17 protein-coding genes are annotated in these 17,555 nt (G+C 62.2%); 9 read left to right on the forward strand and 8 right to left on the reverse strand.

From position 1 onward, the window contains the following. Nucleotide 1: 1 nt before the first annotated feature. From KJJ24_RS14650 to purD, 3 genes are read right to left on the reverse strand one after another with little or no spacing between them, the layout of a single operon-like run. Complete coding sequence (locus KJJ24_RS14650; RefSeq protein WP_214339795.1) at nt 2-1,831, reverse strand: hypothetical protein; 1,830 nt, start codon at nt 1,829-1,831, stop codon at nt 2-4. A 17-nt stretch (nt 1,832-1,848) separates the two neighbouring features. Further along, on the reverse strand, nt 1,849-3,822 hold the full coding sequence (gene nblS, locus KJJ24_RS14655) for a two-component system sensor histidine kinase NblS (protein ID WP_214339797.1): 1,974 nt from the start codon (nt 3,820-3,822) through the stop codon (nt 1,849-1,851). Further along, nucleotides 3,819-5,126 carry a phosphoribosylamine--glycine ligase gene (purD, locus tag KJJ24_RS14660; RefSeq protein ID WP_214339799.1) on the reverse strand — a complete coding sequence of 436 codons (1,308 nt, stop codon included), beginning with the start codon at nt 5,124-5,126 and terminating at the stop codon, nt 3,819-3,821. The genes nblS and purD overlap by 4 nt, the downstream gene beginning before the upstream one ends. A gap of 66 nt (nt 5,127-5,192) precedes the next feature. Between purD and KJJ24_RS14665 the strand changes: the two genes are divergently transcribed. From KJJ24_RS14665 to KJJ24_RS14705, 9 genes are all read left to right on the forward strand, one after another. Further along, on the forward strand, nt 5,193-6,257 hold the full coding sequence (locus KJJ24_RS14665; protein ID WP_250544809.1) for a hypothetical protein: 1,065 nt from the start codon (nt 5,193-5,195) through the stop codon (nt 6,255-6,257). After that, the gene (purC, locus tag KJJ24_RS14670) at nt 6,254-7,009 is read left to right on the forward strand and encodes a phosphoribosylaminoimidazolesuccinocarboxamide synthase (protein WP_214339801.1); all 756 of its coding nucleotides are present in this window, start codon (nt 6,254-6,256) and stop codon (nt 7,007-7,009) included. Before KJJ24_RS14665 ends, purC begins: the two co-directional genes overlap by 4 nt. Before the next feature lie 42 nt (nt 7,010-7,051). Continuing rightward, nucleotides 7,052-9,280, forward strand: a complete 2,229-nt coding sequence (locus tag KJJ24_RS14675) for a BamA/TamA family outer membrane protein (RefSeq protein ID WP_214339803.1) — start codon at nt 7,052-7,054, stop codon at nt 9,278-9,280. 8 nt (nt 9,281-9,288) lie between these two features. Next, complete coding sequence (gene lpxC, locus KJJ24_RS14680; RefSeq protein ID WP_214339805.1) at nt 9,289-10,131, forward strand: UDP-3-O-acyl-N-acetylglucosamine deacetylase; 843 nt, start codon at nt 9,289-9,291, stop codon at nt 10,129-10,131. 35 nt (nt 10,132-10,166) lie between these two features. Continuing rightward, nucleotides 10,167-10,595 (forward strand): 3-hydroxyacyl-ACP dehydratase FabZ, encoded by a 429-nt coding sequence (fabZ, locus tag KJJ24_RS14685; RefSeq protein ID WP_371811815.1) that lies wholly within the window; start codon nt 10,167-10,169, stop codon nt 10,593-10,595. Nucleotides 10,596-10,621: 26 nt separating this feature from the next. After that, nucleotides 10,622-11,446 (forward strand): acyl-ACP--UDP-N-acetylglucosamine O-acyltransferase, encoded by an 825-nt coding sequence (lpxA, locus tag KJJ24_RS14690; RefSeq protein WP_214343781.1) that lies wholly within the window; start codon nt 10,622-10,624, stop codon nt 11,444-11,446. Next, nucleotides 11,443-12,633: a lipid-A-disaccharide synthase gene (gene lpxB, locus KJJ24_RS14695; RefSeq protein WP_214339809.1), complete on the forward strand. Its 1,191-nt coding sequence runs from the start codon at nt 11,443-11,445 to the stop codon at nt 12,631-12,633. Before lpxA ends, lpxB begins: the two co-directional genes overlap by 4 nt. Next, complete coding sequence (gene msrA / locus KJJ24_RS14700; protein WP_214339811.1) at nt 12,630-13,256, forward strand: peptide-methionine (S)-S-oxide reductase MsrA; 627 nt, start codon at nt 12,630-12,632, stop codon at nt 13,254-13,256. Before lpxB ends, msrA begins: the two co-directional genes overlap by 4 nt. 157 nt (nt 13,257-13,413) lie before the next feature. After that, entirely contained in the window at nt 13,414-13,605 is a 192-nt protein-coding gene (locus tag KJJ24_RS14705; RefSeq protein WP_214343783.1) for a hypothetical protein, read from the forward strand. Here the strand turns inward: KJJ24_RS14705 and KJJ24_RS14710 are convergent, their stop codons facing one another. From KJJ24_RS14710 to KJJ24_RS14730, 5 genes are read right to left on the reverse strand one after another with little or no spacing between them, the layout of a single operon-like run. Continuing rightward, entirely contained in the window at nt 13,606-13,851 is a 246-nt protein-coding gene (locus KJJ24_RS14710) for a hypothetical protein (RefSeq protein ID WP_214339813.1), read from the reverse strand. It lies immediately after the preceding gene. A 33-nt stretch (nt 13,852-13,884) separates the two neighbouring features. Next, nucleotides 13,885-15,375 carry a leucyl aminopeptidase gene (locus KJJ24_RS14715; RefSeq protein WP_214339815.1) on the reverse strand — a complete coding sequence of 497 codons (1,491 nt, stop codon included), beginning with the start codon at nt 15,373-15,375 and terminating at the stop codon, nt 13,885-13,887. A gap of 34 nt (nt 15,376-15,409) precedes the next feature. Continuing rightward, nucleotides 15,410-16,027: a GIY-YIG nuclease family protein gene (locus KJJ24_RS14720; protein WP_214339817.1), complete on the reverse strand. Its 618-nt coding sequence runs from the start codon at nt 16,025-16,027 to the stop codon at nt 15,410-15,412. 4 nt (nt 16,028-16,031) lie between these two features. Beyond that, the gene (locus KJJ24_RS14725) at nt 16,032-16,703 is read right to left on the reverse strand and encodes a helix-hairpin-helix domain-containing protein (protein ID WP_214339819.1); all 672 of its coding nucleotides are present in this window, start codon (nt 16,701-16,703) and stop codon (nt 16,032-16,034) included. A gap of 32 nt (nt 16,704-16,735) precedes the next feature. Further along, a complete protein-coding gene (locus KJJ24_RS14730) occupies nt 16,736-17,446 on the reverse strand; it encodes a response regulator transcription factor (RefSeq protein ID WP_214339821.1) in 711 nt (236 codons plus the stop codon). Nucleotides 17,447-17,555 lie beyond the last annotated feature (109 nt).

Below are 17,555 nucleotides of genomic sequence, written 5' to 3' on the forward strand. Positions count from 1 at the left end.
CTTAGGCTATTCGAGCAGATTGCATTCTTGTCTTCACCGCGATTGTGAGCCCCGACAATCCTTTGAAAAGCGTGTATATGGCTATGAGTAGATAGCTTGAGCGTCCAATTGCGTCAGCAATTGGACTATTGGGGTGCACGTATAAAAGCATGGCGGCAATGTTGCAAGCTAGCCATAGAGATAATGCTTTTGCTCTGAACAGGTCGGGCTTTTTGTTCTCATTTTTGGTGAGTCCTTTTGTTCCCCAGCTAAGATCATTGCAGTTGCAGACGGCATAAGTGTTGAGTGTAAGCATGTAAAATGGGGTTAACAGGGGATAGTAGAGTAGTATTTTAGATGGACGAGTTGATTTGCCAGTGGCAGTGATGCCTGCTGCGGCATAGATAAAGGCGAGCCAGGTAACCTGAAGCCAGGAAACTGCTATGATCCGGTCTGCACTGGAAAAGCTAATTACAGAAGAGGCTACAAGGCCTCCTTGGATTAGCGTTGTGATGGCTGCAACCTTGCTCATGGCTTTCTCTGAAAGCTTGTCGCTAGCAAAGGTTGTAATTTGGACGGCGATCGTGAGTATAAATACAAGGAGTAGTGGCGAGACAGGTGGGTTAGGAGGTGTGGTTGTAGACGTCAGAAAAACGAGCAGAATGCACATCTGCGCTGGCATAAACCACTGCACAAGTCCAGTTATGGCAAGCCAGGAGATGGCGGCAATGGTTTTGCATTGCGGCCCTATTTCTGCGCTTCTGCCTTTGAGATTTCTAATTAAGCCGATTGTGGCATGAAGGTTGCAGGTAAAAGAGCTGTTGATCCAGCGACGTCTCTGGTGCATTAGTTCGGATAGGCTTTGGCAGGTATCAGTTGTTGCTTCGGCCTGAATGGCGTATCCAATATTGTAGGGAGTATTTTTTCTGCTGATGATCTCGAAGCCGAGGACTCTGTCCTCAGCAAGAAACATATTCCCTTCCATCGGAGATAGAGGTCCAAGCCCCCGAAAGTACTTGTCCAGGGTTGAGTTAGGCGTTGGTTCTTTGTTTGATTCTGCTTCGGATAGTGCGCTCCAGCGGACTATGCTGAATTGTCCTGGAATGACAGTCAGGTAGCCGCTTAAGACCTCAGCTGGCCAGTCGAGGATCTTTTGGACAAAGAAATCAGCATATTGCCACGCCAGCAATATGTTTGTTGGGCCATAGGGTTTTAGTGTTTGAACGCGACTCGCAAGCGCGCCAAGGGTCGGATCTGCTTCTAGCGTCTTTTGGAGGATGTGAAGCGCGTTTCGATGTGAGGCGGTTCCTGCATCCATTTGTATGCAGTGATCTGGATTAATCTGCCTGCAGAAGTGATTGAAGAACCACCAATGTGAGTTGAGTTTTCCCTGGTTAAAATCTTTGATGAAAAGGGTGATCGATAAGCTGGGCTTGAATTCCACCGATCCTGTCGCATCGGCTTGCTGGCCCTGTAGTGATTGCTGGTAGATCTCAGACCAGCTGTTGGTGCGTTCAATTGAATCTGTTTGATTGGTATATCTGATCAGCTCTAAGAGGTCTCTGTGGTCAAATGAATGAAGGGTGTATGTGCTCCCCGAGGAAAGCCTGTTGTGCTCGCCGCTGAATAGTCTCAACTCTCGGAAGAGGAGCAGTGTGCTATCGGATATTTTTCCTTGTCCGTCTGCGATGATGAAAATATTGCCGTTTCTTGGGGTCGGGTCTCGCTTTTGCTGGTAGGCAATGGCATTAACCAGGCTTGCAAGTGATGTCAGGATTGCCACTCCTGGTTCGTTGTAAACCGTTAAGCAGTAAGCCGTCTGTAGAACCTTTCTCTCCAGCGGCTCAGGCAAGCAATGATCTCCTAATTCTATTGAATTCTAACTGTACTTTTTCGTTCGGCTGCCAGTATTAGTTCGCTTTCATCGGCCTGATCCAGTGGTAAATCGAACCAGAACGTAGTACCGACTCCTGGCTCGCTGGTCATGCGCGCTTGGGTGCCGTGTTTCTCCAGGATGCCGCGCACAATGGAGAGGCCAAGGCCTGTGCCCACCTCGGTATGCACGGCGTTTTCAACCCGATAGAAGCGCTCAAAGATCCTCGCTTGGTCTTCGCGGGAAATCCCAGAGCCGGTGTCGGCGATTTCCACACGCAGCCGCGGCAAGGGTGCGGTGAGAGCGCAGGTAGGGCTGTCGCCCTTGGCTTCGGTGCTGGGATCCAGTGGGCAAGTGTCGGGCCAGGGGTAGGCCCGCAGCATCAGCCGCCCGCCGCTGGCGGTGAATTTCAGGCCATTGCCCACCAGGTTGTCGAACACCTGCAGCAGCAGATCCCAGTTGCCGCGCACGCGAGGTAGTTGTTCATCCACCTCTAGCGATAGCTCCACCCCCTTGTCTTGGGCATTGAGGCGGTAGTTGCGCAGGGTTTGCTCCATGGCGGGCCGTAGCTCCACCGGCTCCATGCCCCAGTCACGATCACTTTCCAATCGAGAGAGATCCAGCACATCGTTCACCAGGCGGGTGAGCCGATCGGTTTCGGCATTGGCGATCGCGAGGAACTCCTTGCGGTCTTCCTCGCTCAGTTGATCGCCGAGGTCGTGGAGCGTTTCTACGTAGCTCTTGATGTTGAACAGCGGCGTGCGCAATTCGTGGGAGACGTTGCTGATGAAACGGCTCTGGGCGGCATTGAGTTCCACCTCACGGGTGAGATCCTGCACCGTGACAGCAATGCCTTTGAGGCTCTCGCCACTGGCATCACGCACCGACTGCAAAACAATGCGCAGGGTGCGGGGTGGCTCACCAAAGTTGCAGCGCACATCGCTGCTATCGCGCTCACCACTGAGCAGGGTGTCCAGCGGGCTCTGCAGTTCGAGTGCCAGCACGTCTGGCAGCTCCTCGCTGACCACTGCTCCTTCGAGCTTGCGGCCTTCCCAGCGGAACAGGCGGCGTGCTGTGGGATTCACCAAGACCACCCGGCCCTCGGCATCGAGCAGCAGGGCGCCATCGGCCATCGTGGCGATCAGTGATTGCTGCTTCACCTGGGCGGCGGTGAGCTCTTCGATGTTGGCTTCGTTGTAGGCCTCGAGCTGGGAGGCCATGTCGTTGAACCCTTCCAGTAGCTCTCCGAGTTCGCCGCCCACCGGCAGGGCGATGCGGGCTTCGAAATCGCCGCTGGCAATCGAGCGCACACCCCGCAGCAGCTCCTTCACCGGCTGGGTGATGGTGAGGGCGTTGAACACGGCCCCCAGGATCACCAGCACCCAGATCGAGATAAACACCGCCACGGTGACCTCCCGGCTGAGGGCCGCACTGGCTAAAGCCGCTTCGTTGGGGTTGATGCCCAGGGCCAGCACGCCTAGGTAGCGATCGCCCGACACCAGCGGTACGAACACATCCGTGACCTGCCCATCGGGGCTGAGGTGTTGGCGGATGAGGGGGTTTTGTGGCCGGCGGGCCAGATCGGCCGGGAGTTCCAGGCGGCGGCTGAGCAGCAATTCACTGCCGCCGCTGCTGCCGCTAATGGGGATCCCGAGGTAAATCACGCCATCGGGATCGGCGAAGAAGATGTAGCGGAGGCTGCGGCTGGATTTCCAGAAGCGTTCGGCAACCGCCGCCAGTTCGCGATCGTTGCCTTCGGCCACCAGGGGCGTCACGTTCGCCGAGAGCAGCAAACCGAGATCCCGGGCGAACCGCGTGTCGCTCATGCGCACATCCGCTTGAATGCCGTTGAGGGCAAAGAAGCAGATGCCCGCCATCACCAGGCTCACCACCAAGGTGGCTGCGGCGAGCAGTTTGGTTTGCAGGCTGAATTCAGCCCACCAGCGGGCCAGCCGCTGCCACAAGCTCATCGGCTGCGCACCTGGTGACCGATGTCGCGGCGGTAGGTCATTCCCTCGTAGTGCACCTGAGCCAGGCCGGTGTAGGCCCGCTCGAAGGCATTGTCAAAGCTGTCGGCCTGCGCCACCACCGCCAGCACGCGCCCGCCGCTGGTGCGGCAAAGGCCATCGGGTTGGCGCTGGGTGCCGGCATGGAAGAGCTGCAAGTCGCTGGCTGGTTGCAGCTTGCTCTCAATCACATCTCCCTTGCGGATCTCGCCGGGGTACCCCTGGGCGGCGGCGATCACGCAGGCACTGCAGAGGGGCGCAATGCTCAGCGGCGGTGCCTGATCCAGGGCGCCGTTGGCACAGGCCAGTAGCACCGCGGCTAATTCAGGCCCCAGCAGCGGCATCAGCGTTTCGCATTCCGGATCGCCGAAGCGGCAGTTGAACTCGATCACGCTGGGGCCCTGCTCGGTGAGCATCAGGCCGGCATAGATCACGCCGCGGTAGCGGATGCCACGAGCGTTGAGGGCGGCCAGGGTGGGCTCGAGCACCAGCTTGCGCACCTGCTCGAGCCCTGCGGCGTCGAGCAACGGAGCTGGGGCATAGGCACCCATACCGCCCGTGTTGGGGCCGGTGTCGCCTTCGCCGATGCGTTTGTGGTCCTGGGCGGGAGGTAGCAGCACCATCCGCTCGCCATCGGTGAGGGCGAACACCGAGACCTCCGGCCCATGGGTGCGCTCCTCCAGCACCAGCGAGGCTTCTCCTTCGCCTCCGAAGCGGCCCGCAAAGATCTCCTCGATGGCGGCGCGGGCTTCCTCCATGGTGTCGGCCACGGTGACCCCCTTGCCAGCAGCCAGGCCATCGGCTTTGACCACCAGCGGTTTCCCCTGGGCTTCCAGGGCGGCTAAAGCTTCCTCGCGGTTGCTCGCCGGCCAGTAGCCCGCGGTGGGCACGCCTGCTTCCTGCATCAGGGCCTTGGCCCACTGTTTACTGGCCTCCAGCTGGGCGCCATCGGCCCCGGGGCCGAACACGGCGACGCCTGCCTCACGCAGTTGATCGGCGAGGCCCGCAGCCAGCGGAGCCTCCGGACCCACCACAACCAACTCGACAGCGTGCTCGTGGCAGGCGGCCAACAGCCCGTCGTGGTTGCTCTCTGAAAGGCTGAGCTGCTGGCAGCCCGCCAGCTCCTGGGTGCCGCCATTGCCGGGGCTCACCCACACCTGCTCAACGCCGTGGCTGCGGGTAAGGGCCCAGGCCAGGGCGTTTTCGCGGCCGCCGCCGCCCACCACGAGCACACGGGCGGGGCTCACTCCTGGTGCAGCGGTGCTCATGGGGCAGCTTGAAACGGTGTCTGCTCCGGCGGACTCCCCTAGGTTGATGCCAGAGGACTGCCGCAGGTGCCATCCCTTCTTTACACGCCGGTGGTGCCGCGATGCCTGGCGGTGCTGCTGGCTCTGGCAGCAGCGCTGCTGGCTCCGCCTGCCCGAGCGCAGGAGTTGTTCATCCTGCGGGTGGTTGGCGGCTTCTTTGAACCCAAGGCACCTGTGCCAGAACCGGGCCCATCGGCACCGGCCGTGCCGGGCAGCATGCCGGAAGCTCAGTTTCAGGAGCTGCTGGTGAAGGGTGAGCTGCCGGCCCTCAATCTGGCCTGTCTAGAGGCCGATGGCTTTGGCTTCACCAAGCGGATGCAGCTGCTTCAGGCTCGCCTGCTCACGATCGCTCCGGCGCCACAGCCCTTTCAAACGGTGCTGGTTAATGCCAATGCCCTGCTCAGCTGCCGAGCTCCGGATGGGGCCTTGATTGTGCTCAACCGCTTCAGCCCAAGGCCCGGGGTGGAGCGCGATCAATGGCTCGTGCAGCGCTGGCGGGCGGCTCAGGCGGGCTTGCATCACGCCCTCGCGGTGGAAACGCTCGAGGAGTTGGCCAAGGGCAATCCAGCCAACCTCGAAACTCTGGCGCTACCGCTCAAGCTGCGCGACGACGGCACGATTGCCACCCGGTCTGGCCTGGATGTGTACGTGGATCACCTGCTGGTGCTGGGCCGCCGCCGCGATGCGGCGACGGCCCTTCTCGCCGGACAGATGCCCGGTCAGCCCATGGCCGAGCGCTTGAAGCAGGCGGTTGCACTGTTCCCAGAGCTGCCGCTGCAAGAGCGTGATCAGTTGCTGGAGAGGGCTTTGGATCAAGCGGCTGTGGCGGAGGCCTGGGGGTTGGCGATTGAGCTCTTGGAGCAGCAGCGGGTTCTGCTGGAGGCCGAAGGGGAGGTGGCCAGCCGGCCCCGGGAACGGCTGGAGCGGCTCAGTCGGCGGGTGGATGATGCCTACAGCGCCTGGCGGCTGGCACGGCAGGATCCTCAACAGAGCGAGCGGGCGGCCCAGCTGCAGCAACAGCTGCGTAGCCCACGCGCTCCCGGTGGTCACGCCACCGTGTTGCTCGCCGCGCCTCCCACCGCCAAGCCATGACCGCCATCACCCTTGGATCGCTGCTCTACGAGGGAAAAGCCAAGCGGGTGTTCGCCACCGATCAGAGCGATGTGGTGGCCGTGGAATACAAAGACGACGCCACCGCCTTCAATGCCTTGAAAAAGGCACAGCTGGTTGGGAAAGGCGAGCTCAACTGCCAGATCTCGGCACGGCTGTTTGAGCTGCTTGAGCGCAACGGCATTCCCACCCACTACCGGGCTCTTCAAAAAACCAATTGGATGCTGGTGCGTCCGATGCGGATCGTGCCGGTGGAGGTGGTGGTGCGCAACACAGCCTTTGGATCGCTGTGTAAGCAAATGCCGATCGAGCCCGGCACACCCCTGGATCCACCCCTGCTCGATCTTTATTACAAAGACGACGCCTACGGCGACCCGCTGCTCACCGATGCACGCCTGGAGCGCTTGGCGCTGCTGAGTGCAGACCAGCGCCGGGAGATGGGGCGCTTGGCCATGGCTGTGAACACCTGTCTGCGCAGCTTCTTTGCTGACATCGGCCTGCAGCTGGTGGATTTCAAGATCGAACTGGGCTTCAGCGCCGAGGGTGAGCTGGTGGTGGCCGATGAGATCAGCCCCGATACGTGCCGCCTTTGGGACCTGAAGGTGGGCGACTCCAGCGATCGAATCCTCGACAAAGACCGTTTCCGACAGGATCTTGGCGGTGTGGTGGAGGCCTACGGGGAGGTTCTCAAACGGGTCCAGGGGGCGTGTCCACCCCCCCGTCTCGGCAAGTAAGTTCGGCGGAATTTGCGGCATTGCCGCGCTTTCGCTGTAACCATGCCCGCCACCCGCCACGGTTTGAGCCGCGCGCTGCGTCTTCGCGGCTCCCTCGGGCTGGCATCGATGCTGCCACTGGCTGCAGGAAGCCTTCTGTTGAGTGCGCCCGTGCGAGCTCAGGAGCAGGCACCTGAGGCTGCTCCAGTCGCCACTCCGGAGGTGAGTCCACCGGAGGATTCCCTGGCTCCCCCGGCCAAGCCTGAGCCGAAAGTGCTGATCAGCGAGGTGGTGGTGAAGGGGATTGAGGGCCACCCCGAGCAGGACCGGCTCGAGATCGCCGTCTACAACGCGATGGTCACCCGGCCTGGTACCCAGGCCACCCGCAGTGAGCTGCAGAACGATCTGTCGGCCATCTACGCCACAGGTTGGTTTTCGGATGTACGCATCCAGCCCGTGGATGGCCCGCTTGGGGTCCAGTTGGTGGTGACGGTGGTGCCCAACCCTGTGCTCACCCAGGTGGAGCTGGAGGGCGTGGGGGCCAAGACGGAGATGCCCCCCACCCTGGTTCCCGACATCTTCGCCGCCGATTACGGCAAGACCCTCAACCTCAACACCTTGCAAGCCCGCATCGGGGAATTGCAGAAGTGGTATGCCGATCAGGGGTATTCGCTGGCGCGGGTGAGTGGTCCCACCCGGGTGAGCCCTGAGGGTGTGGTGCAGCTACTGGTGCGCGAAGGCACCGTGGCCGGCGTGGAGGTGCAATTCCTCAACAAGGAAGGTGAAAGCACCAACGACAAAGGCCAACCGATCCGCGGTAAGACCAAAACATGGGTGGTGACCCGTGAGGTGTCGATCAAGCCTGGCGATACCTTCAACCGCCGCCAGCTTGAGGACGACATCAAGCGCTTGTACGGCACCGGCTTGTTCGGTGACGTGAAAGTGACCTTGCGCCCTTTGGCGGGTAACCCGGGGGAGGTCACAATCGTGCTGGGGATCGTGGAGCAGTCGAGTGGCTCGCTCTCCGGCGGCCTCGGCTACAGCCAGGCTCAGGGTGTGTTTGGTCAGGTGCAGCTCCAGGACAGCAACCTTCTGGGCCGCGCCTGGGATCTGGCGGTGAACTTCACCTATGGCCAGTTTGGTGGCCTGGGCGATGTTTCCTTCACCGATCCGTGGATCAAGGGCGACAAGTTCCGCACAGCCTTCCGCGCACGGGTGTTCTTCAGCCGGGAAGTGCCGCAGATTTTCCAGAGCCAGAACAACGGCACGATCAACACCGTGTCGGATGTGTCCAACGACTTCTTCAAGGCTCCATCGAATGCAACGGCCTACAACATTCAGAGTAAGAAGAATCCCACCGGTACATCGTTCGGTTCGATCGCTAAGGCAGAGAAGGCCGATCCCAGCCTTAACTGGTTCAATCTCGACAACAATTCAATCGCCCTGCAGCGCATCGGCGGCAATGTGCAGTTCGTGCGGCCACTGAATGGTGGGAATCCCTACAAGCGTGCTGCTTGGAATGTGGTGCTCGGTTTCAGTGGCCAGGAAGTGACGCCCATGAACTTTGGTGGCTCGGTCATGCCCTATGGCATGAACACTAATAACTACCGCAAGGGCAAGACGCAGGTGAAAGATGTGATCTGCATCGCCTACAACTGCGCTGATCAGAACCAGTTGGTGGGCCTGCGAGTGGCCGCCACGATGAATAACCTCAACGATCCACGCAATCCAACCTCGGGTAACTTCCTCAGCCTCGGTACCGAGCAGTTTTTCTCGGTTGGTCCTGATTCACCCACCTTCAATCGCCTGCGTGCCAGCTACACCCACTACATCCCGGTGAACTGGCTGAAGATCTTCAAGGGTTGCCGTCCAAAGCCTGGCCAGAAGGAGGATTGCAAACAGGCCCTGGCCTTCCAGGTAACGGCCGGCACCAATGTGGGCAATTTGCCTCCCTATGAAGCGTTCTGTTTGGGTGGTTCCAACTCCGTTCGTGGTTATTACGACTGTGATCTCGGTGTGGGCAAGAGCTTCGGTGAGGCCACGATCGAATACCGCTTCCCGATCTTCAGCATCATCAGCGGCGAGGTCTTCGTCGACGGCGGCACCAGCTTCGGCAGCCAGCCCAACGTGCCGGGCAATCCTGGTGGTTTGCTGCTGAAGCCCGGTGATGGCTTCTCGGTGGGCACCGGTCTGATCGTCACCACGCCTGTTGGTCCCTTGCGTTTGGAGGTGGCGAGCCAGGATTTCACCGGTGAGTGGCGTTTCAACCTGGGTGTGGGTTGGAAGTTCTGAGCAGCAGCGTGACTCTCTGGCCCAACGATTACTCCCAGGCCTGGACTCTGAACGCCCCAGTGGAGCGCTCAGGGATTGGTCTCCATAGCGGTTCAACAGCCCGTTTACGCCTTGAACCGTTTGAGCAGCCGGGCTACTGGGTGGCCTGGCTGGATGATCCCAGCCTTCAGCCCCAGCGCCTGCATCCCGCTCAGGTGTGTGAAACCCAGCTATGCACAGCCCTTCAGCTTGAGCAACGCCGGCTGGCGACTGTGGAGCATTTGCTGGCGGCCTTGGCGGGCGTGGGAATCAGCTCGGCTTTGTTGCTGGTGGATGGTCCAGAAATCCCATTGATGGATGGTTCGGCGCAGCCCTGGGTGGAGGCGATCGCTGAGGTGGGGCTCAAGTCCCTAGGGCCCCGGCCTCTTCCCCTCGTCTTGGACCACCCGATCACCCTTCAGCAGGGTCAGAGCTTCGCTACGGCGCTCCCCAGTGATCAGCTCAGGCTGGGGGTGGCGATTGAGTTTCCTCAGCCGGCCATCGGCCGTCAGCTCTATAGCCTTGCGCTCACGCCGCAGGCGTTTGTGGAGCAGATCGCCCCGGCGCGCACCTTTGGTTTTAAGCACCAAGTGGAGCAATTGTTGGCTGCTGGCCTGATCAAGGGCGGCGCCCTCGATAACGCCCTTGTGTGCGATGGCGAGGGCTGGGTGAATCCACCACTGCGCTTCGCTGATGAACCGGTGCGCCATAAGCTCCTTGACCTGCTGGGGGATCTCGCCCTGGCAGGTCTGCCTCAGGCCCAGGTGTTTGCCTTCCGCGGCTCCCATGGGTTGCACACGGCCCTGGCTGCCGCTCTGGTTTCTTCGAACTGATCCTCTTGACCGCTACCCCCTCCGCCTCGGTGCCTGTGCTCACCAGCGAGCAAATCCAGGGATTGCTGCCTCACCGCTATCCCTTTGCGCTGGTGGATCGAGTGATCGAGCATGAACCCGGCAAGCGGGCGGTGGCGATTAAGAACGTCACCTTCAACGAGCCTCAGTTTCAGGGCCATTTTCCTGGGCGGCCTCTAATGCCAGGGGTGTTGATCGTGGAGGCCATGGCCCAAGTGGGTGGTCTGATCGTGACCCAGATGCCAGATCTACCGAAAGGTCTGTTTGTGTTTGCCGGCATCGATGGTGTGCGGTTCCGCCGGCCCGTGGTGCCCGGTGATCAGCTGGTGATCAGTTGCGAGTTGCTCAGTCTCAAGCGGCAGCGATTCGGCAAGGTGAAGGCTGAAGCGAGGGTGGATGGTGAACTTGTCTGTGCCGGGGAGCTGATGTTCTCCTTGGTGGACTGAGCCGCACTGTGATGTCGTCTCTTGCCATGGAATCCAGCACGGCTGAAACCAGGATCCATCCAACCGCGGTGGTTGATCCCCGCGCGCAGATCGATCTCGGGGTGGAGATCGGCCCCTATGCGGTGGTGGGTGCGGAGGTGTCGATCGGCGCTGGCACACGCATCGGTCCGCATGTGGTGCTGGATGGTCGGGTCACCATGGGGTGCCGCAATCGCATTTTCCCGGGTGCGTGCATCGGCGCCGAGCCGCAAGACCTCAAATACAACGGTGCCTCCACCGATGTCGTGATCGGCGATGACAACGCCATCCGCGAGTGCGTGACGATCAACCGTGCCACCCATGAGGGCGAGCAGACCCGGATCGGCAGCGGCAATCTGTTGATGGCCTACAGCCACTTAGGGCATAACTGCCTGCTGGGCGATCGCATCGTGATCGCCAACAGCGTGGCGGTGGCTGGGCATGTGGTGATCGGCGATCGGGCTGTGATCGGTGGTGTGCTGGGGATTCACCAATTTGTGCACATCGGCACCCTGGCGATGGTGGGCGGGATGAGCCGCATCGACCGCGATGTGCCTCCCTTCGCGATCGTGGAGGGTCACCCTGGCCGCCTGCGGGGTCTCAATCGCATCGGCATCAAGCGCAGTGGCCTGTCTGAGCTTGATGGTGGAGCCCAGGCCAAACAGCTCCAGCAAGTGTGGGCGGAGCTTTACCGCAGCGATGCTGTGCTGGCCGATGCCCTCGGCCAGGTGCGAGCTCAGACGCTTCTGCCGCCGGCTGAAACCCTCGTGAGCTTCCTGGAGGCTTCGATCGGTCCGGGTCGACGCGGCCCCCTGCCCGCCGGGCGTTCATGAAGCGTCTGCTGATCAGCACCGGCGAAGTGTCTGGTGATTTGCAGGGCGGGCTTTTGGTGGCGGCCCTGCACGCAGAGGCCAAGCGTCGCCAGCTGCCCTTGGAGATCACCGCCCTTGGCGGGGAGCGGATGCGCCGGGCAGGCTCCACCCTGTTGGCCGACACCACCGCGATGGGCTCGATCGGTCTTTGGGAAGCGTTGCCCTTGGTTCTGCCCACCCTGCGGATTCAGCGGAGGGTGAGCGCTTGGCTTCGGCAGAGCCCCCCGGATGTGGTGGTGCTGATCGATTACATGGGCGCCAACGTGAGCCTGGGGCTCAAGCTCAGGCGCCTGCTGCCGCAGGTGCCGATCGTGTATTACATCGCCCCGCAGGAATGGGCTTTCCGGGTTGGTGAAGGCGGCTCCACCCGCCTGATCGGCTTCACCGATCGCATCCTGGCGATCTTCCCTGAGGAAGCCCGTTTTTATGGGGATCGCGGCGCCCAGGTCACTTGGGTGGGCCATCCCCTGCTCGATACCCTCTCGGATCTGCCCAGCCGGGAGGCGTCTAGGGCTCAGCTCGGGCTGCAGGCCCATGAACGGTTGCTGTTGCTCTTCCCTGCCTCACGCAAGCAGGAGCTGCGGTATTTGCTCCCTCCCCTGGCTGCGGCTGCCGCTGCGTTGCAGCGCCGCTGTCCTGGGCTTCGGGTGGTGGTGCCGGCCGGGCAGGCCAGCTTCGAGCCCGTGCTGGCTGAAGTGCTCCAGGCTGCGGGGGTGAAGGCTGAGGTGGTGCCGGCTGATCAGGCCGATCAGCAGCGGTCGCTGCTGTGCGCGGCTGCCGATCTGGCCCTTACCAAATCCGGCACCGTGAATCTTGAGCTGGCCTTGCGAGGCGTGCCCCAGGTGGTGGCCTACCGAGTGAGCCGCCCCACGGCCTGGGTGGCCCGCCATTTGCTCAAGTTTGAGGTGGCCCACATTTCACCGGTGAATCTGGTGCTGCAGGAGCGGCTGCTGCCAGAACTGCTGCAGGATCAGCTCACCGCCGAGTCTGTGGTGGATGAGGCGATGCCTTTGTTGAACAATCCCCAGGCTCGCGAGCGGGTGGCCGATGGTTATGTGCGGCTGCGGGATGCGCTCGGGCGGCAGGGTGTCACCCATCGGGCCGCGGCTGCCATCCTGGACGCGCTCCCGCTTACCCCTTCAGCTTGATCAAGCGCGCTTTCCCTCTTCTGCTGGCCGTGCTGTTGCTGCTGGCGGGTCCTGCGCAGGCGGCCGTGGACGAGGCTGTGTTGGCTGGAGGATGCTTTTGGTGCCTCGAGCATGATCTCGAGAAGCTGCCCGGCGTTCTGGAAGCTGAAAGCGGCTACAGCGGCGGCCGTGAGAGCAACCCCACCTACCGCCAGGTGAGCGCTGGGGGCACAGGCCATCAGGAAGCTGTGCGAGTGCGCTTTGATCCCGCCAAGATCAGCTATGCCACGCTGCTGCGCGCCTACTGGCGCAACGTGGATCCCCTCGATGGCGGCGGTCAGTTTTGTGACCGTGGCAGCTCCTACCGGCCTGTGATCTTCCCGCAAGGAGAACCGCAGCAGCAACAGGCCCAGGCCAGCCTTCAGGCGGCTGCCCGTGAGTTGGGTCAGCCCGTTTCGGCGATCCAGGTGAAGATCAAGCCCTTCACCCGCTTTTGGCCCGCTGAGGGCTACCACCAGGATTACGCCGAGCTCAACAGCGTGAAATACCGCTATTACCGCTGGGCCTGCGGGCGCGATCGGCGCCTGGATCAGGTTTGGGGCAGCAAGGCTCGCACCCGGGGGGCCTGGGTGTCGGCTCGCTGACCGAACAACCTCCGCAGCTCAGGTGGCAATTCAGAGGAAAAGCTTAAGTGCGCTCTTGGCGGCTTTCGGCGGTTTTTAAGTGGTGGAGCGGGTTTCCGCCCTTTTTCCTTCCATGGGAGTCTCCTACCTTGGTCTCGATCTGAATGCAGGTGTGTGTATGTATCTGCTGACGATTCGCGACGGCCTCGTCACCCGTCATATCGGCCCCTATGAGAGCCCGAAGCAGGCATCAGATGATCTCGACCGACTTCTGGACAGCTTTGGTGAACGAGCCCGCTGGCAGATTCATGCCCTTGAGGCCCCGCTTGATGTGATGCAGCGCCGTGGCCGCATGGCCGCTGCCGCCTGATCAGGGCTGAACGTCGCGCTGCTGACCTGGGTAGCCCCGTAGGAGCCCACTTTCCACCATCAACCCAACCCCAGCCACGATTGCGACCAGGCTGAGGGTGCCGTACCAGAACCAGGGGCCGTGGGCTTGGCCCAGGGTCTGCAGCGTGCGCCGTTGAACCGCCTCACCAAACAGGCAGAGACCGGCTGGGAGCAGCAGCACACCGATCTGTGCCTTCACGAACCAGCGGATCTTGCGAACAGCCATGGAGAGGTGCTGGAGCGGTCAGGAACGACAAGCCTAGGCGGGCCCCCCGGCGCGCACCCAGTTCACGAGGGTGCGGACCCCGTAGCCCGTGGCTCCGGCGGGATCCAAGCCACGACCCTTGTCGCTCCAGACCGTGCCGGCGATGTCCAGGTGAGCCCAGGGCAGCTCTGGGGTCACAAAGTCCTGCAGGAACAGCGCGGCAGTAATGGAGCCACCGGGTCTTGGACCGGTGTTCTTCATGTCGGCGAGGCCACTTTTGAGGCCCTCGCGGTACGACGCTCGCAGTGGCATGCGCCACAGGTTTTCTCCGCCTTGGCTGCCTGCCTCAATCAGGCTTTTGGCCAGCGTGTCGCAGGGTGACCACAGGCCGGCGATCTCCTCGCCCAGGGCGATCACGCAAGCACCGGTGAGTGTGGCCAGATCCACCACGGCATCGGGCTCGAGTTTGCAGGCGTACACCAGCGCATCGGCCAGGGTGAGGCGCCCTTCGGCATCGGTGTTGTTGATCTCGATCGTTTTGCCGTTCGAGGCCTTCACGATCGCGCCGGGGTGAATAGCACCGCCACTGATCATGTTTTCGCAGGCGGCCACGATCATGTGCACTTCCACCCCGGCAGGCTTGAGCTCGGCGATGGCACGCATGGCCCCCAGCACTGCAGCGCTGCCCCCCATGTCGTACTTCATCATGTCGATCTGGGAACCGGCGGTTTTGAGGTTGTACCCGCCGGAATCGAAGGTGAGGCCTTTGCCCACCAGCACGAGGCGCCGCTCCACAGACCCTGCAGGCCGGTAGGTGAGATGAATGAACTTGGGCGGCAGATCTGATCCCTGGGCCACTGCTAGATAGGAGCCCATCCCCAGGGCTTCGCAGTCGTCGCGCTCCAGCACCTTCAGCTCCAGGCCGAAGTCTGCGGCGATGGCCGCGGCGGTGTCGGCCAGGGCAGCGGGAGTTACCACATTCGGCGGTGCGGCCACCAGCTCACGCGCGAGCTCCACGCCGCTGCACACCGCGGCACTGGCGGAGACTGCAGCCTGGGCGTCTTCACTCAGCCCCAGCAGCTCAATGCGTTCGGGGCCGGGCTTGGCATCGGCTTCGCTTTTGAAGCGTTGATCGCAAAACAGGCTCAGACGCACCGCTTCGGCCATGGCGGCGGCGGCGTTGTTGGCAGCAAGCCCTTCAACCGGCATGGCCAGTCCCAGCTGGCCCGCCCCTGCCGTTGCGGCCTGCTTGCTCGCTGCCGCAACGGCCCCGCGCAGTTGTTCGGGGCCGAAATCAGCCGGTGCCCCCAAGCCCACCAGCACCAGCAGGCTCGGGGTTTGGCCCAACAGGTCGATGGATAGGCATTCGCCTGGTTTGCCTTTGAAGCGCCGTTGCTCAAGCCGATCAGCCACGCCCGTGCCGAAGCGCTCGATCAACAGATGGCGGCTGGAGCTGCCGGCATCGCCGCTGAACAGGCCCACCGCCAGGCTGTCGCCACTCCAGCTGGTGAGGTTGTCGGCAGTGCAGCGGATGTCGGCAGCCATCACGGCGGTTCAACTGGCGGCGATGGTAGAGCGATCAGTCGATGTCAGCGGTGAAGGGGGTGGCCCAGCGGGCGCGGGTTTCCTTGTTGAAGGGAGGCAACCAGTGGCGGATCAGGGCCTGCTCCAGCGACCGCCGCGGGCGCACCGTTGTGGGTGCATCACTCCAGAAGCGGATGCTCAGCTGACTGGCGAACCCAACCTGTTGCAGTGCCTCGCCGTAGGCCGCTAGGTAGCTCTTGCAGTCGTGCTCGCCCTTCCAGCGGCGATCAGCCTGGCCTGTTTCGCCCACGTAGAGCAGCAGGTGGCCCGCTAAATGGGGCGGTCGATCGATCACGAAATAAAGGGCGGCGCCGAGGTTGTTGCTCTCAGGCCAGCGCCAGAACTGCAGATGCTGTGGGGCGAGGGCCAGTGGATCGAGCCTTTGCACCGTTGCGGCGGGACCGGCCACATCACCATCGAGCAGGTTGATCTGGCCCGCCGCGATGCTGCGGCCTTCAGCAACGGCCACAAAACGTGGCTGTTGGAAGGCCAGCAACCGTTCTTGCCACTGGAGGAGCTGATGCTTCTGCAGGGGCAGATCCTGGCTGCCGCCCTGTGCTCCGAGCGCTTGAACGAAGAGATCCCCCTGCCTGGATGTGGAGCCTTTCCCCATGGGTTCAGGCCGAACGGGGCAGTTGCGGCCCGGCTGGGCCCTGGCCAAAGCGCACCTTCCCGATCAGCTCCTCCACCAGGGCTGGAGGCAATTGCAAGCGCTGTTGCAGATCGGCCAGATCGTTGAAGGGTGCGCGTTGTCGCTCGCGCAGCAGCCGCGCTCGCCGCACCCCATCTAGCTGGGGAAGCTCCCGCTCCAGCGAGGCAGCACTGGCGTGATTGAGGTCGACGGGCGTGAGGCTGGCCCTGAGGGGGGCGCCATCGCCATACCAACGAAATAGCAGGAGTGGTTCCCAGGCCATCACTTGGCTCCGGGGCAGCTCCAACAGGCGCTCCAGATCGTCCAGGCCGCTTAACTGCACGCCGCCATGCTGCAGCCGTAGGAGTAGGTCCACCTGGGCCGCTGTGATGCCGGGTAGACGCAACCAGTCATCGGCACTGGCACGGTTCACATCCAGGCGCCAGCCCAGGGCGGCGGCGCGGAGAGCCTCGCTGGAATTGTGCAGGCGCCGTTGAGGGTCCTGGCGGAGCTTCAGCTCCAGCAGATCACGCTCGACATCCTCATCGCCTGATACGGCTCGCTCCGGTGCTGGTGCCGGTTTCGGTCGACGCTGGATTTGCCCGGTGGCCTCCAGCAGGCTGCGGGCAAGTGGATCCAACCAGTGGCCACGGGCCATGGCGGTGGCAGCAGAAGCACAGTGGACCGACCTTAACGATCTTCCGGCCACTCCACCAAGCCGAGGCGGATGCCTTTCACGGCGGCATGCAGACGGCTGCGTGCCGCCAGCTTGTGGAAGATCTGTGCCACGTGGCTCTTCACCGTTTCCGCGCTGATGAACAGTGCGCCCGCGATCTCCTGATTGGTTGCATCGGCCGCCATCAGTTGCAGCACCTCCAGCTCACGCAGGGTGAGTTCGGCCAACGGAGCATCGCCAAGGCCCGAATAACCCTCGAAATACTGCTTGTAGAGCCCCTTCTCGGTGTAGGCCGCTCCTGCGCTCACGGTTTTCAGGGCCAGCGCCACCGTGCCACGACCGATCTGCGATTCGAGGCAGACGCCATCACACCCTGCTTCCACGGCCCGACGAATCGTGATCAGCCGCCTGGGTTGGGTCACGATCATCACGGCGCTGAGCTCTGGGTGGCGCGCTTTGGCTGTTGCCACGAGGGAACCGCCGTTTCCTTGCTCAAGCCGGTCGGTGCAGAGCAACAGATCCGCATTCTTGGCCTGCAGCAGTTCGAGAGCGGTGATTTCAGTGGTGGTGGCGCCCACCAGTTGATGTCCGGGGCGGATGGCGCTGACCAACAAGCTGAGGGCCATCCGGCTGCCCATGGCGGCCACCACCCGGTGCGGTTCCATCAACTGGTTGCCGTGGTCCACATGGGCGCGAACCTCCTCGATCAGGGGCGTGAAATCCAACCCTGCAAGTCGCGACTGTTTTTACTGTGTGCAGAGATGGCCGAAGCGTCAGCTGCGGCTGGATCTCCAGATACGTGGATCCGCACTCGTCACCCCTGCTGGCGCTCAG

Origin of the sequence: Synechococcus sp. LA31 (assembly GCF_018502385.1) — a bacterium.
Lineage (GTDB): Bacteria > Cyanobacteriota > Cyanobacteriia > PCC-6307 > Cyanobiaceae > Vulcanococcus.